Genomic DNA, 14,967 nt, shown 5'->3' with positions numbered 1-14,967 from the left:
ATCACGCTTCTGGCTCGATACCAAAAAAGAGGCCATCCAGTACCAGAAGATTGGGGCTGATGGTCCCGATAATCTTCCTGTCATCGACGACGAGCGCGCGCACCAGGTCAAACCGGGCAAATAACCGTGAGCAGTAGCGAATATCCATATCAGGTTCAATATAAACAGCCGGCTTGGTCATTACCTCGTACACGTTGACCCGTTTGGGAGAACGATCCAATGCCACTACCTGTCGCGCAATATCCGAGACAAGTAACAGACCGTACTCATCACTATCATGACGCTTATTCACCACCAGAACAGATGTTCGCAGCTTCTTCATCAACAACAGTGCTTCATAGATTGTTGCACTGCCTTCAATGAGACCGAACTCTGTCTTCATGACGTCCCGTACAGAAACACGGCGCCTTTTGTCATTCATGTCGCTTACTCCCGGAGTAACGCATCATCTTGGTATCAATACAGATGATCACTGAATCAAGGTTATTAGCGGACATTATTATCCAACTGACTAGCGAACTCTAGTTTCTGCCCCCTTTTAAACCTTTTCTGCGACCAACATCGCCCGGTCACGCCAGCCCTGCTGTGTATCACCCAGCAAACCCTCCTCCCGATAAACCCTGACCTTGAGGGAGTCAAACAGCTTGAGCAGTTCATTGTCAGCCAGTCGAAATCGACTGGAACTCGGCCCATCATCACTGACAGCGGCCTGAGTATAGGTTTGATAAAAGAGCAATCCCCCCGGCTTCAAAGCACGAATAATGGCCGGAGCTAACGTCCGATCCAGAAAATAGCTGACCAGAATCAGATCAAAAGATTCCGTTTCCGGCGGTATAGCTATGACATCCCGCACGGCTGTCGTCAGCATCAGATTTTCAGCGTGGGCAGCCGTATCGAGTCGTTCAATCGCCACGGGAGACAAGTCCCAGGCGGTGACCTTCATACCTAGGCGAGCCAAATACAGCGCATTAGCGCCACGGCCACAGGCCAGATCCAGTGCGCTTGAATGGGGCGCTATCAGATGACTGTTCTGCTCCAATACCGTGGCGACCTGCCCCAGACCCTCTGCCTCAGTGTGCCGCTGATTCCACATGGCCAGCAGATCTTTCTCTTGCATTGATTAGCCTATCAAACCTGACTGGAGATCACGCTGAATATCATCAAATGCTTCCAGGCCTACAGCGATTCGAATCAGCCCCTCTTCGATACCTGCCGCCTGCTTCTCTTCATCGGTCAAACGACCGTGGGTAGTCGAGGCAGGATGGGTAATGGTGGTTTTGGTGTCCCCCAAGTTGGCCGTAATTGACAACATCCGGGTTGAATCAATCACTTTCCAGGCCTGTTCGCGCCCGCCTTTCACCACAAAGGAGACGATGCCACCCGCACTCTGTTGCTGGCGCGCAGCGAGTTCATATTGAGGGTGACTCTTGAGACCAGGGTAATGCACTCGTTCAACGGCCTCTTGCTGCTCCAACCAGAGCGCCAGTGCCAGCGCATTTTCAGAGTGTGCCTTCATGCGAAGATGCAACGTCTCCAATCCTTTGAGAAATACCCAGGCATTGAACGGGCTCATGGTGACGCCAGCACTGCGCAAGAAACCGAACACCTCTTCACCCACCAACTTACTGTCACCAACGACTGCGCCACCCACACACCGTCCCTGACCATCCAGATACTTGGTCGCCGAGTGAATGACGATGTCAGCACCCAATGCCAGGGGCTGTTGGAGTGCCGGTGTACAGAAACAGTTATCCACTACCAGAATCAACCCACGGGAATGGGCCAGAGCCGCCAGGGCCGCGATATCACCCACTTCGGTAATGGGATTGGAGGGTGTTTCAGCATAGAGAATACGCGTCTCGGGACGGATCGCCGCTTCCCAGTCAGACAAGTTGGATAACGCCACATAACTGGTCGTGACGCCCATCTTCGCCATGAATTTATTAAACAGCACATTGGTGGTACCAAAGATACTGCGGGAAGAGACGATGTGATCTCCAGACTTTAACAGTGCCATACAGGTCGCCAGGATCGCAGCCATGCCTGAAGAGGTCGCCACGCAGGATGCTCCCCCCTCCATCGCAGCCAAGCGCTCCTCAAAGCAGGCCACGGTAGGATTGGTGAAACGCGAATAGATGTTCCCTGGCGCATCACCACTGAAACGGGCCGCCGCTTCTGCAGCACTATTAAAAACAAAACTGGAGGTGGTGAAGATCGGTTCTGAATGCTCACCCTCCCCCGTTCGATTGTGGCCCGCCCTGATCGCCCGGGTTGCCATGCCCCAGTCATCGTACGATTCAGTCATTTAAGAAAACCTTCTTTTGAATAAAAAGACATTGCGGGCACAAAAAAACCCGCCTGGCTTACCACAGCCAAAGCAGGTATTCCTCGCTTTAGCCGCATTTTTATAGCGCCCGCAATCTGAGATAAATCGGCGCTTCGGGTAAGACTAGGTCTGTCGGCATCCTATTGTCAAGCAAATATCACTGATCAGAGGACTACAATCCGATGATGATTCTACTCAAAAAGCTTCAGGTACTCTCCATACCCCTCTGTCTCAAGTGCCTCCTTGGGGATAAATCGAAGCGCCGCTGAGTTGATGCAGTAACGCAGTCCGGTTGGCGCAGGACCATCATCAAACAGATGCCCTAGATGGGAGTCACCCTCACGACTGCGTACCTCGATACGAGTCATAAACAATTTTCGGTCTTTACGTTCAACAATATGATCTGGGTTGACCACACGAAAAAAGCTTGGCCAGCCAGTGCCCGAATCAAACTTATCAACGGATGAGAACAATGGTTCACCACTGACCACATCTACATAAAGTCCTACACGTTTCTCATCCCAATACTCATTCTGAAAAGGTCGCTCAGTCCCTTCCTGCTGTGTGACTTGATATTGCAACTCCGTTAACTCACGGCGTAACTGCTCATCATCTGGCCGCTTAAATGAACGGCTCACCTTCACGGGCCTATCATTACTCATCATATCCTCCTTCCTGCATTAAAAGGATCTATAGCCTAAAACAGCGCCGATATAAACCTTATAAATAGAGCGCTTATGGCCTCTCGCAGTTATCCACAGATCGTGTGGATAACCCTGTTAACAATTGTTCGTGAATGATCGAAGAACGTTATCTGAGCTGACCCGGAACTGATTGACCATAATTCATACAGCCACATCTACATACAATTCAATCAGTTACATTTGTTACCATTCACCTCATAACTGCGGCGAATAAAATAATGGGTTGAAAAAACACTTGAGAGGTTGCTGCACCGCACTATTACCGTTACTGTAACTCACTTCTCAAGCAGTCTAATGAGCCATCTTTATGCTTTATAATCTCCATGCCTTAGGTACATTCTGGGCCCGCTCAGTCAACTTCTACGCATTCATGAATGCCACTCTGACAAAAGATATCCCATGGATGAAACAGTGGCATGCTGCCAGTCGACTGCTAGAACGCTATACCCGTCCCTATTCAAGGCCTGCTTTTGATCTGGGCGTGGAAGAGACTACGGTCATCTGCAATCCCTTTGGCGATCTATTGCGTTTCGGCACACCCGACGCAAGCAAACCAAATCTGCTCATGGTGGCACCCATGTCAGGTCACTACGCCACCCTGCTGCGCGGTACGGTTCGTGAGTTTATGAACGATCATAATGTATACATCACTGACTGGCATGATGCCGGCAGTGTGCCACTCTCAGATGGCCGTTTCACACTCAACAGTTATGTCGAATATCTGAAGGAGTACATTCGCTACTTCAATGGCAATGTCCATCTCATGGCGGTCTGTCAGCCGTCCGTCCCGGCTATCGCCGCTGTGGCACTGATGTCCGAAGATCAGGAGCCGGTCCCTTTGAGCATGGTCCTGATGGGTGGCCCCGTGGATACACGGAAAACCCCGACCGAAGTGAATGACTTTGCCGGTCAACGAAATATTCACTGGTTCAAGCGACACACCATCCATACTGTGCCACTTAATCGCAGAGGTAGAGGTCGGTCGGTCTATCCAGGATTCCTACAACTTGCAGGCTTTCTCTCGATGAATCTGGATAGGCACATGACAGCCCATCACGACTACTTTGAACATCTGGTCTCCGGTGATGGTGACAGCGCCACTCAGCATGAAGCCTTTTATGATGAGTACCTGGCGGTGATGGATCTGGATGCGCCTTTTTATCTGGAAACTATCGAGAAGGTTTTTCTCGAACATCATCTGCCGAAGGGCATTCTCGAGTGTGGTGGTCGCTTGATAAAACCAGCATTGATAGAGCGTACGGCCTTAATGACTATTGAAGGGGAACTGGACGACATCACAGGCCCAGGTCAAACCAAAGCCGCTCACAGGCTCTCCCCCAATACCCGACTGCATGAGCACTACACACAAAAAAGTGTCGGTCACTATGGTATTTTTAATGGTCGGCGATTCAGAGAAGAGATTGCACCACGCATCCGACAGTTCATCCAACAGGCCGCCAAAGATCCAGCTGTTTGATTATCACGTCAGAAATGTTGGCCTATAATTTTGGTATATTGTTTGTGCAGCCGCCGATAGCGGGAACATTTCGGTCTCAATTAACCTCTTATTAACGAGCAGCTCACACTAAAGAGTCACTTGACGCATCGACAGAGTTATCCTATTGTCTGCGCCCAATACGCCTCACAAAGGCCTTGAAAGCACTGAATTGAAACCCCAAAAGGGTTTTCGGTCAGCCTGAAGCAACGCTTCAGGCACATACCAAACGCGGCAATCCCGCATTGGAGGATGAAACAATGATACACACTACACACCACAGGTGGATCTCCCCACCCCATCAATCACATCGTTATCCCCAGCCACTGGCACACCAAAGCCGATCGAGATCGATCAGCTAGCTATTTGCTGCCAGTCGCAGATTCATACATCGATCAATCGGGCGGAGTTCATCAGGTAATCCCTGTACGTTCTGCTGACGATCGGTGATAGTTTTTATGGACAACACTGTCCACATCAGGCCCAGGGAGATCCCCACATGGCGCTTGCCGAAATCAAGTTGGATGACAAGTACACCCTCGACTCTGGTCGAGTCTATCTCACAGGTGTTCAGGCCCTGGTTCGCTTGCCGATGCTACAACAGCAGCGTGACCAGCAAGCAGGCTTAAACACAGCAGGGTTTATCTCAGGTTATCGCGGATCACCCTTAGGGGGCTTCGACAAAGAGCTCTGGTCTGCAAAGAAATACCTGAGCCAGCACCGCATCACCTTCCAGCCCGGATTGAATGAAGACATCGCGGCAACAGCCGTCTGGGGTAGCCAACAGCTCAACCTGTTTGAAGGTGCCGAGTATGATGGCGTCTACAGCATGTGGTACGGAAAAGGCCCCGGTGTTGATCGCTCTGGTGACGTTTTTAAACACGCCAATGCCGCTGGTACATCACCGCACGGTGGCGTGCTGGTAATCGCGGGCGATGATCACAACAGCAAATCCTCTACTTTGCCACACCAGACAGAGTACGCCTTCATGGATGCCATGATCCCGGTACTTAATCCAGCAGGCGTACAGGAGATCCTTGATTTCGGCCAGATCGGCTGGGCACTCTCCCGCTACTCAGGTTGCTGGGTTGCCCTCAAGACCATTGCAGAAACTGTCGACACCTCAGCCTCTGTATCCATTGATCCTGAACGGATCAAGATCACCATCCCTACGGATGTCGTGATGCCCGAGGGCGGTCTCAATATCCGTTGGCCACACACACCACTGGATCAGGAAGCGCTACAACATCAGCATCGACTGTATGCCGCACTTGCTTTTGCTCGGGTCAACAAGTTGAACAAGATTGTCATCGACAGTCCGCAACCCTGCCTGGGCATCGCCACAACAGGAAAATCTTATCTGGATGTGTTGCAGGCCCTGGAAGATCTGGGCATTACCAAAGCACTCGCCGCCAAGATCGGCATCAGACTTTATAAGGTTGGTATGAGCTGGCCCCTGGAACGTGAAGGTGTTCGCCAGTTTGCTCAGGGACTCGATGAAATCCTGGTCGTGGAAGAGAAACGCGGCCTGATAGAAAACCAGATCAAAGAGCAACTTTATAACTGGAAAGAAGATGTACGCCCACGGGTTATTGGCAAATTTGATGAAACAAACAAATGGTTGCTCCCATCTAAGGGGGAATTAACACCTGCACTTATTGCACGGGTAATTGCCCGCCGGATTCATCGTTTTTTCCAGAGCGAAGAGATCGAAAAACGCCTGCATTTTCTGGAGAAAAAGGAGGTCCAACTTGCACTGCCAAGAATTACCCTGGACCGGGTACCGCACTTCTGTTCAGGCTGTCCCCATAACACCTCAACCCGTCTCCCCGAAGGGAGCCGTGCAACTGGAGGTATCGGCTGTCACTACATGGCAACCTGGATGGATCGAGGCACGGACACCTTCACACAGATGGGAGGTGAAGGTGCCCCTTGGATTGGTCAAGCCCCCTTTACCAAAACCAAGCATATCTTCGCCAACCTGGGAGAAGGCACTTACTTTCACTCTGGGGTACTGGCCATTCGTGCAGCTTTGGCAGCCGGTGTAAATATTACCTACAAGATTCTCTATAACGATGCCGTCGCCATGACGGGTGGCCAACCTGTCGACGGGCCTTTCAGTGTCCAGCAGTTAAGTCGCCAACTCGAGGCCGAAGGTGTTCAACGCATCGCACTGGTCAGCGATGCACCCGATAAATACCAGGACCGATCTGATTTGGCCAAGGGGATTACTATTGATCACCGTGACCGGCTGGATAATATTCAACGCGAGTTGCGCAAAACACCCGGCGTATCAGTGCTGATCTATGAACAAACCTGCGCCGCTGAAAAACGCCGGCGCCGTAAACGTGGAAAACTGGAAGACCCCAAGATTCGCCCTTTCATCAATACAGCCGTGTGTGAAAACTGTGGTGACTGCAGCACACAATCCAATTGTCTTTCTGTGATCCCCGTAGAGACCGATCTTGGTCGCAAGCGCGCCATTGACCAATCCTCTTGCAACAAGGATATGAGCTGTATAAAAGGCTACTGCCCCAGCTTCGTAACGGTACATGGCGGCCAGTTAAAACGAGCAGCCAATCAACCGGATGGACTGGCGTGGCCCGACCTCCCATTGCCGAAACTTCCTGACCTGGAACACCCACACAGCATCCTGTTGACCGGAATTGGTGGCACAGGTGTGGTGACTATAGGTGCCCTGTTAGGCATGGCCGCGCACATTGATGAACGCGGGGTAACAGTACTCGACATGACCGGACTGGCACAGAAATACGGCGCCGTTGTCAGCCACATTCGTATCGCCAAGACACCAGAAGATATCAACGCTATGCGAATTGCCGCTGGGCAAGCCGATACCCTGTTGGCATGTGATCTGGCAGTAGCCACCGGATTTGAGGCAATGGCCAAGTTGAACCCGGAGCGCACCCGTGCCGTGGTAAACAGTCACCAGACAATGACATCCGGTTTCATCAAACAGAAAGATCTCACCTTCCCTGGCGCGGCTCTTGAATCCCAGCTCGCAGCCACAACCGCTGAAGCCCATTTTATTGATGCCAGTAAACTCGCCGAATCACTGTTAGGTGATGCCATTGGCGCCAACCTGTTCATGGTCGGATTCGCCTGGCAGAAAGGCTATCTCCCTCTCTCATTGGAAGCGTTGAAAAAGGCCATTGAGTTGAATGGAGTGTCGATTGAAGACAATCTACGTGCCCTGTTATGGGGGCGACGTGCTGCGGTTGATCTTAATGCAGTACGCCAGTTAGCCGCACCCGACAATAACCTGACTGCACCACCGAAAACCCTGGAGCAGTTAATCGCCCATCGAGCTGACTATCTGACGGCCTATCAGGATAAGGCCTACGCATCACGTTACAGCCAGTTGGTTGAGCGTGTTCGAGCACGCGAACAATCATTGCAAGTAACCGGGCTTACCGCTGCTGTAGCACAGAACTACGCCAAACTTCTGGCCTACAAAGATGAATACGAGGTTGCCAGACTCTATCGTGACCCCTCTTTTCAGGAACAGATTGCCAATCAATTTGAAGGCAACTATCACCTGGAATTTCATTTCGATCCGCCTTTCATGGCCAAAACCGATCCGGAGACCGGTGCACACCAAAAGCGTCATTTTGGAGCCTGGATGATGAAACTGATGGGGCTACTCAGCCGCTTTAAAGTTATTCGTGGAAGCTGGCTTGACCCCTTTAAAAATAATCCCGACAGAAAACTGGAACGTAGTCTGATCAGTGAATACGAACAGACACTGGAGATACTGCTGACCCATTTGACCAACGAGAACGTGGAGAGGGCGATTGCCATTGCCCGATTACCTGAACAGATTCGTGGCTTTGGACATATCAAGCAGGATGCTGTTAAGCAGGTCGCACTGCAAAAGGATGCACTGCTTAAGCAGTTCCTTGCCCAACCCAGCATCAACAACAAAGCGGCTTGAGCCCGACAAAATTAATACCAGGACAACACCATGAAACTCTTTACACATCACGAATTCGATCATCATGAACAGGTAGTCTTCTGTCACGATCAAGCCTCTGGTTTGAAGGCCATTATCGCGATTCACAATACCCACAGAGGACCCGCTCTCGGTGGCTGTCGCATGTATCCCTATGCCAATGAGGAAGCGGCACTTATTGATGTATTGCGCCTGTCCAAAGGCATGACGTATAAATCCGCCATCGCTAATCTTCCGCTGGGTGGCGGTAAATCCGTCATCATTGGCAATCCTGGCAGTGATAAGACACCCGCACTCATGCGGGCCATGGGTGAAGCCGTCGATCGTCTGGGGGGACGGTATATTGTTGCAGAGGATTCCGGCACCAGCGTAGCAGATATGCTGTTGATGGGAGAGATGACAAAGCATGTCTCTGGAATCGCCGAAAAATGTGATGCCGTCGGTAACTGCCGCAGTGGCGACCCCTCGCCAATGACAGCCCGAGGTACCTTTGTAGGGATTCAAGCCGCCGTCAAGCATCGCCTGGGCCGAACAGACCTGGATGGCGTGCGAGTGGCGATACAAGGGATTGGTAACGTCGGTCACCATCTCGCCAAACAACTGCATGATGCTGGTGCGAAAATCTGGGTCGCCGATCTCAATCAAGCCGCAGTGACCCGAATGGTAGAAGAGCTGGGCGTCACGGCGGTTGCCAATGAAGCCATCTATGATCAGGAGGTTGATGTGTTTGCCCCCTGCGCACTGGGTGCCATCATCAACGACCAGACCATTCCGCGCCTGCGGGCCACGATTGTTGCCGGTGCAGCGAATAATCAACTCGCCGAGAAGCGACATGGTGAGGCCCTGGCAGCCAAGGGGATTCTCTACGCCCCCGACTATGTGATCAATGCCGGCGGTGTCATCGACGTCTGTTATGAGCGCAGTAACGTCCAGCAAGCTCAGATCATCCAACAGGTGGATGCCATAGGCGAAACCCTGCAAGAGATCTTTATGCGCGCTGAGGCACAACACAAGCCAACATATGAACTGGCTGACCAATTGGCCGAAGAGCGCTTTGCCAGCTAATTGACCACGTTAGTTAAATCAGCCTGCGGGGAATCCATATCGCCTCGCAGGCTCATCCTAATCTTGCTGGCGGGATCAATCTCACCTCGGATATACTGGTAGTCGAATGATGTTGATTTTCCCTATCCAACAAAGATTTAAGCTCACATAAACGATACTTTTACTGATCATGATACCGAGTCTGCCCCATGACCTGATCACCCAGTCTCTCATCTCCAGCGATGAACCCGAGCCATGGGAAACGCTAAACCCAGACAGCACCTCACCACTTCTGTTTTTATGTGATCACGCCAACAATCGGGTTCCTAAATCACTTGACCATCTTGGATTGGATTTATCCGTATTTGGTAAACATGTTGCGTACGATATCGGCTGTGAAAAGCTGACTCGCTTACTGGCTGAGCGCTTCGATGCCACAGCACTGCTGGCTCACTACTCACGACTGGTCATTGACCTGAACCGTCATCCAGGTGATGGCTCTTCCATTCCTGAGATCAGTGACACTATTCAGATACCCGCTAATCACGCACTCACACCTGAAGCGATAAAAACCAGGGAAGACGCCCTCTTCTGGCCCTATCACAATCAGATTGAGCACCTATTACAAACAATACAAGCACGCGGTCAAACACCAGTACTCTGCGCAATTCATAGCTTTACCCCAGTATTCAAAGAGTATCAACGCCCTTGGCACATCGGGGTACTGTGGGATAGAGATCAGCGACTATCAACGCCGTTATTAGAAAGTTTAAGAGCAGAGCCAAATATCTGCGTCGGCGACAATGAACCCTATCATGCGCGAAATCCTGTGGGATACACTATGGACATCCACGGCGAACACAACGGCTACCCCCATGTACTCTTGGAGATTAGGCAAGACTTGATTGGCCATGATGAAGGGGTTGCAGAGTGGGCAAGGCTGATTCACAGACATCTCAAACAGGTGCTCGCTAAGGTTGATCTCGCATGAGACAACAATAATAATCATGAATCACGATCAGGAGGAGTGATGAAGGAGCCAACATTCAGCATCGGAATCGAAGAGGAGTACATGCTCGTCGATAAAGATACTCGGGACCTCATCAGCCATGCACCAGCGACCATGTTGCCTGAATGTGAGGCGCTACTGCAAGGTCAGGTATCCCCTGAATTCCTCCAGTGCCAGATTGAAGTGGGCACCCGAGTCTGTAATACGCTGGACGAGGCCAGGAATGATCTGGCCTACCTGCGAAGAACTGTCTCCAGTGTTGCCAATAAACACAATCTTGCACTCGTGGCCGTCTCGACCCATCCGTTCGGTCGACCTAGTCAACTGGCCCATACCCACAAAGAACGTTATGACCAGTTAGCCAATGATCTGCAGGAAGTGGTTCGTCAACTGGTTATCAGTGGCATGCATATTCATGTGGGCATCGAAGATAATGACCTGAGAATCGACTTGTTGGGTCAGACCGCCTATATTCTGCCCCACATCCTTGCGCTCACTACATCATCCCCCTTCTGGCGTGGACGGAATACCGGTCTCAAATCCTACCGCATCTCACTTTGGGACGGTATGCCCAGAACAGGGCTGCCAGAATATTTCGACAGCTATGGTGAATACCAGCGCCACATTGATGTGTTGGTGAAGGCCGGCGTCATTGAAGATGCCACCAAGATATGGTGGGACATTCGTCCCAGCACCCGCTACCCGACACTGGAGATGCGCATCTCTGATGTCTGTACCCGTCTGGATGACGCCCTCTGCGTAGCCGCCTTCTATCGCTGCTGGCTGCGTATGCTCTATCGTCTCAGACGCAGTAATCAACGCTGGCGCCGCTACACCCTGTTCCTGATAAACGAAAATCGCTGGCGTGCGCACCGCTATGGCATTGATGAAGGACTGTTAGATTTTGGCCGTGGAGAGATCGCCCCTTTTGCAGATCTGATTGAAGAGATTCTCGAACTTCTGCAAGAAGATGCCGCGTTCTTCGGTTGTGAGCGTGAGCTGAACCATATGCGCACCATTATTCAGGAAGGGACCAGTGCCCATCGTCAGGTTCATGCCTATGAGCAGGCGTTGGCAGAGGGGATGGATCACGAAACCGCCCTGCATGCCGTGGTGGATCTGCTGATCGACGAGACACTCATTGGAACAGAAGCGCGTGACTGAGTTAAACGATCAGATCACTTCAAACCGATGACAGGCGACATTCTTGCGCGCATGTAATGGATCAAACACCTGGCCATTCATGGCCACATAAATTCCCGGCCCCATCATCTGTGCCGCAGCAACCGCATAGCCAATATTGAATATGGCATCACTGATACGTAATCGTGCCGGCTGCATAGAGCCAGTCAATACGATGGTCTTACCCTGAATGCCAACCAGGGCTCGTGCAGTTTCCACCATGGTATCGGTACCATGGGTCAGAATGATTCGATCGGCCAAGTCATTGCGAATCTTCTCCGCAATCAGTTGACGATCGGCATCCGTCATCTCCAGACTGTCTTTACGCATGATTGATTCAACTTCAAACTCAAACGTAATATTGGCCTCCCGCAGCACCTCTGCAATCTGCGGCTCCCCTACCTGGAATTCACTCTTCTGATCAAAATAAATTTTGTCAATCGTACCACCGGTTGTATAAATTTTGATTTTCATGCGCTCTTTATCCTCTTGGATTGGGTGGATCCAGCTGCTTACTGGGTATGTTCAACCATTAAGTGAACGTTCAAAAACATGCTGATAATGGTACACCTATATGCCCGCTGCACGATCTCAGCTAACATGCAGTCTGTATCGTGGAGGCCAGAAACAGCTGACACGACCCAATTGCACTCTTACTAGATTCCCACCATGCCAGAACTTCAGCTATCACTTGATATTCTAACACTCCTGTTCATAACAGGTCTGGTTGCCGGCATGGTCGATGCGATTGCCGGGGGCGGTGGACTGATTGCCCTTCCAGTGCTCCTGGCCACGGGCCTACCCCCTATTCAAGCACTGGCCACCAACAAATTGCAGGGATCTTTTGGTACCTTCTCTTCGAGCCTCTATTTCATCCATAACGGCTTGGTATCACTCAAAGAGATCCGTTTCATGGTGGGCTGTACCTTCGTAGGGTCAGCGCTTGGCACACTCACCGTTCAAAATATCAGTACCGACTATCTCGCAAGCATCATTCCGCTGCTAATGATTGCCATTGCACTCTACTTTTTACTGTCTCCCCGCATCAGCGATGAACAGCATCCAGCGCGAATCTCTAGCCTGCTGTTCTCATTGAGCATTGGCTTCGGCATTGGATTTTACGATGGTTTTTTTGGGCCAGGTGCTGGCTCATTTTTTGCGATCGGGTTTGTCAGTCTCCTCGGTTATGGTCTGACCAAGGCGACGGCACATACCAAGATTCTGAATCTTACCAGCAATATTGCCTCTCTCTGCTTCTTTGCAATCAGTGGCTATGTAGTTTGGAGTATCGGTCTTACCATGGGCATTGGGCAACTGATTGGCGCAAGGATTGGCGCACGCTTAGTACTGCGTCGCGGAGCCAATCTGGTAAGGCCGATGATCGTAATTGTCTCAATTCTAATCAGCATAAAACTGTTTTTGAGTAACCATCCAGAGCTACTTCAATGGAGTGGTCTGCCGGGGTAAATCAGCCCAAATGCGAGGGTGGTTTTACACATTTAAGACTTGACATGCTGGAGATAAACAATAGAATACCGGCCTTCAATTGATGCGGGAATAGCTCAGCTGGTAGAGCACAACCTTGCCAAGGTTGGGGTCGCGAGTTCGAATCTCGTTTCCCGCTCCAAATACGAAAAAGGCCCGGAACCTCAAGGTTCCGGGCCTTTTTTATCTGCATTGTTCAGCTTAACATCGTGCTGAATTGAGAGTGTGATTCATCATCCTCGATATCCCCAAGACCGAGTATCAGATCAATACCCACCCGTTTACAGGATGCATTTTTACGGATATCCAGATCGGACCAGCGACTTTCCGATGAACTCTGATGACTGAGGATATTGGCCACCTGGATGATATCAACATAATCCACTTGATCCCCTTTCGGTACCCGATCGAGCTTATCGTGGCTTGAAGCGACTTCCACCAGTTGAGGATCAAAATTCCAGCGGGAGAGTAAAAATTTACCTACCGGCATGTGGAGCTTATCAATCACCTTATCCAGATTACCCTCTTTTTCCAGCAATACCGGATACTCGGTAGCCTTAATTAATATCGGGATAGTTCCCACGTCATGGATAAGTCCAGCCAGCATCGCCTCATCCTTATTAAGATGCGGAAAATGAGCCACTAATTGAGTCGCCCTGGTCGCCACATCTACGCTATGCTGCCACAGGGCTTCCATACGGTCCTGAATTGGCCGGAATGAGGTAGTGAATACATCCCGCATTGCCAGGCTGAGTATGGCGTTTTTGACTGCGTCAAAGCCAATTCTCGTAATGGCTGCCTTCACGCTACTGACAGGTGTAACACCATGATAAAGCGGACTGTTCGCATAGCGAACCAGCCGCGCAGCCATGGAGGTATCTTTACTGATGATTTTGGCAACATCCGCCATCGAACTACCCGCATCGTTGACCACCAACAAGGCCTCGAGGGAGATGGCCGGTAGCGTTGGCAAACGAATGCGATTTTTCTCGATATCCTCCACCAGTGTATTGGCGAAGGCCTTCATATCGAATTTAGGATTGTCACTGGAACTCATGCAGCAACCACAAAGTGTAGGAATAGAACCCGTTAATTATAGGGATAGTTATCAATTAATTCGCCAAACCGATCCCACTTCCTATACTTCGTATAGAAAGCAGTGATCATAGACCCATCGGGACTCTATTCTACCAGGATTGAGACACTTCGAGCTGTCCAGCTTTCCCCACCAAACGCTGGACGATCAAGATCATTCCAAAGGCTGGCAATCTGAGCATAGGAAATGGCGTTACCCAAAAGATCGCTAGCATCTTTCCGTAAGGCGGCAATATAGGCCTGTTTTCCGATCGTCTGTGCCAAGCCGTCTATAGTGACCTCGATATTATGATCACTCATCAGGATATCAATGACATCTTCGAGACTATGGCCCTGTTTTTCCAGTAACTCTACCGCTATCGATTTCACATCAGGCCCAGAACCCACCTCTTTTTTCTCGACCGTTTGATCAAATTCAACCTGCTCTTTTACCCTTCGCCAAGCCTCAACGCTTTCACGGGTTGAGTCACTCGCGAGATTGGAAAAACGGGTATTCAATGCTTCCAGCCGGTCTGCACAGGCATCTACAGATTCCAACAGTTTGCGCATTTTATCCATTTAGCGATCTCCACACGAATACAGGCTTATTGAGGATTTATCGACAGCCAAATTCTAATCTTTAGATATGATTTTAGCTCACCAATGGGTAAATGGGCT

13 protein-coding genes and 1 tRNA gene are annotated in these 14,967 nt (G+C 50.6%); 7 read left to right on the top strand and 7 right to left on the bottom strand.

What is annotated here, in order from left to right:
* Position 1: 1 nt before the first annotated feature.
* From FHP88_RS07320 to msrB, 4 genes are all read right to left on the bottom strand, one after another.
* Positions 2-421, bottom strand: coding sequence for a CBS domain-containing protein (locus FHP88_RS07320; protein WP_144358383.1), 420 nt, complete (start codon positions 419-421; stop codon positions 2-4).
* A gap of 117 nt (positions 422-538) precedes the next feature.
* Positions 539-1,117, bottom strand: coding sequence for a class I SAM-dependent methyltransferase (locus tag FHP88_RS07315; RefSeq protein ID WP_144358382.1), 579 nt, complete (start codon positions 1,115-1,117; stop codon positions 539-541).
* Between the two features lie 3 nt (positions 1,118-1,120).
* Positions 1,121-2,305, bottom strand: coding sequence for an O-succinylhomoserine sulfhydrylase (locus FHP88_RS07310; protein ID WP_144358381.1), 1,185 nt, complete (start codon positions 2,303-2,305; stop codon positions 1,121-1,123).
* Between the two features lie 212 nt (positions 2,306-2,517).
* Positions 2,518-2,988: a peptide-methionine (R)-S-oxide reductase MsrB gene (gene msrB, locus FHP88_RS07305; RefSeq protein WP_144358380.1), complete on the bottom strand. Its 471-nt coding sequence runs from the start codon at positions 2,986-2,988 to the stop codon at positions 2,518-2,520.
* A gap of 349 nt (positions 2,989-3,337) precedes the next feature.
* On the opposite strand from msrB, the gene phaZ reads away from it, so the two are divergent.
* From phaZ to FHP88_RS07280, 5 genes are all read left to right on the top strand, one after another.
* Positions 3,338-4,507, top strand: coding sequence for a polyhydroxyalkanoate depolymerase (phaZ, locus tag FHP88_RS07300; RefSeq protein WP_144358379.1), 1,170 nt, complete (start codon positions 3,338-3,340; stop codon positions 4,505-4,507).
* 517 nt (positions 4,508-5,024) lie between these two features.
* Positions 5,025-8,477, top strand: a complete 3,453-nt coding sequence (locus FHP88_RS07295; protein ID WP_144358378.1) for an indolepyruvate ferredoxin oxidoreductase family protein — start codon at positions 5,025-5,027, stop codon at positions 8,475-8,477.
* Positions 8,478-8,507: 30 nt separating this feature from the next.
* On the top strand, positions 8,508-9,560 hold the full coding sequence (locus tag FHP88_RS07290; RefSeq protein WP_144358377.1) for a Glu/Leu/Phe/Val dehydrogenase dimerization domain-containing protein: 1,053 nt from the start codon (positions 8,508-8,510) through the stop codon (positions 9,558-9,560).
* Between the two features lie 169 nt (positions 9,561-9,729).
* Positions 9,730-10,530 carry an N-formylglutamate amidohydrolase gene (locus FHP88_RS07285; RefSeq protein WP_144358376.1) on the top strand — a complete coding sequence of 267 codons (801 nt, stop codon included), beginning with the start codon at positions 9,730-9,732 and terminating at the stop codon, positions 10,528-10,530.
* A gap of 39 nt (positions 10,531-10,569) precedes the next feature.
* Positions 10,570-11,712 (top strand): carboxylate-amine ligase, encoded by a 1,143-nt coding sequence (locus FHP88_RS07280; protein ID WP_144358375.1) that lies wholly within the window; start codon positions 10,570-10,572, stop codon positions 11,710-11,712.
* Between the two features lie 9 nt (positions 11,713-11,721).
* On the opposite strand, the gene FHP88_RS07275 is transcribed toward FHP88_RS07280, so the two are convergent.
* On the bottom strand, positions 11,722-12,204 hold the full coding sequence (locus FHP88_RS07275) for an asparaginase (RefSeq protein ID WP_144358374.1): 483 nt from the start codon (positions 12,202-12,204) through the stop codon (positions 11,722-11,724).
* Positions 12,205-12,399: 195 nt separating this feature from the next.
* Between FHP88_RS07275 and FHP88_RS07270 the strand changes: the two genes are divergently transcribed.
* On the top strand, positions 12,400-13,197 hold the full coding sequence (locus tag FHP88_RS07270; RefSeq protein WP_144358373.1) for a TSUP family transporter: 798 nt from the start codon (positions 12,400-12,402) through the stop codon (positions 13,195-13,197).
* Positions 13,198-13,281: 84 nt separating this feature from the next.
* Positions 13,282-13,357, top strand: a tRNA-Gly gene (locus FHP88_RS07265).
* A gap of 54 nt (positions 13,358-13,411) precedes the next feature.
* Here the strand turns inward: FHP88_RS07265 and FHP88_RS07260 are convergent.
* Together FHP88_RS07260 and FHP88_RS07255 are read right to left on the bottom strand one after the other, a co-directional pair.
* Entirely contained in the window at positions 13,412-14,272 is an 861-nt protein-coding gene (locus FHP88_RS07260; protein WP_144358372.1) for an HDOD domain-containing protein, read from the bottom strand.
* Positions 14,273-14,397: 125 nt separating this feature from the next.
* A complete protein-coding gene (locus FHP88_RS07255) occupies positions 14,398-14,868 on the bottom strand; it encodes a hypothetical protein (RefSeq protein ID WP_144358371.1) in 471 nt (156 codons plus the stop codon).
* Positions 14,869-14,967 lie beyond the last annotated feature (99 nt).

Source organism: Sedimenticola selenatireducens, assembly GCF_007625115.1.
Classification (GTDB): domain Bacteria; phylum Pseudomonadota; class Gammaproteobacteria; order Chromatiales; family Chromatiaceae; genus Sedimenticola; species Sedimenticola selenatireducens_A.
Note: the sequence above shows the minus strand (reverse complement) of the source record. Positions and strands in the feature narration are given on the sequence as shown.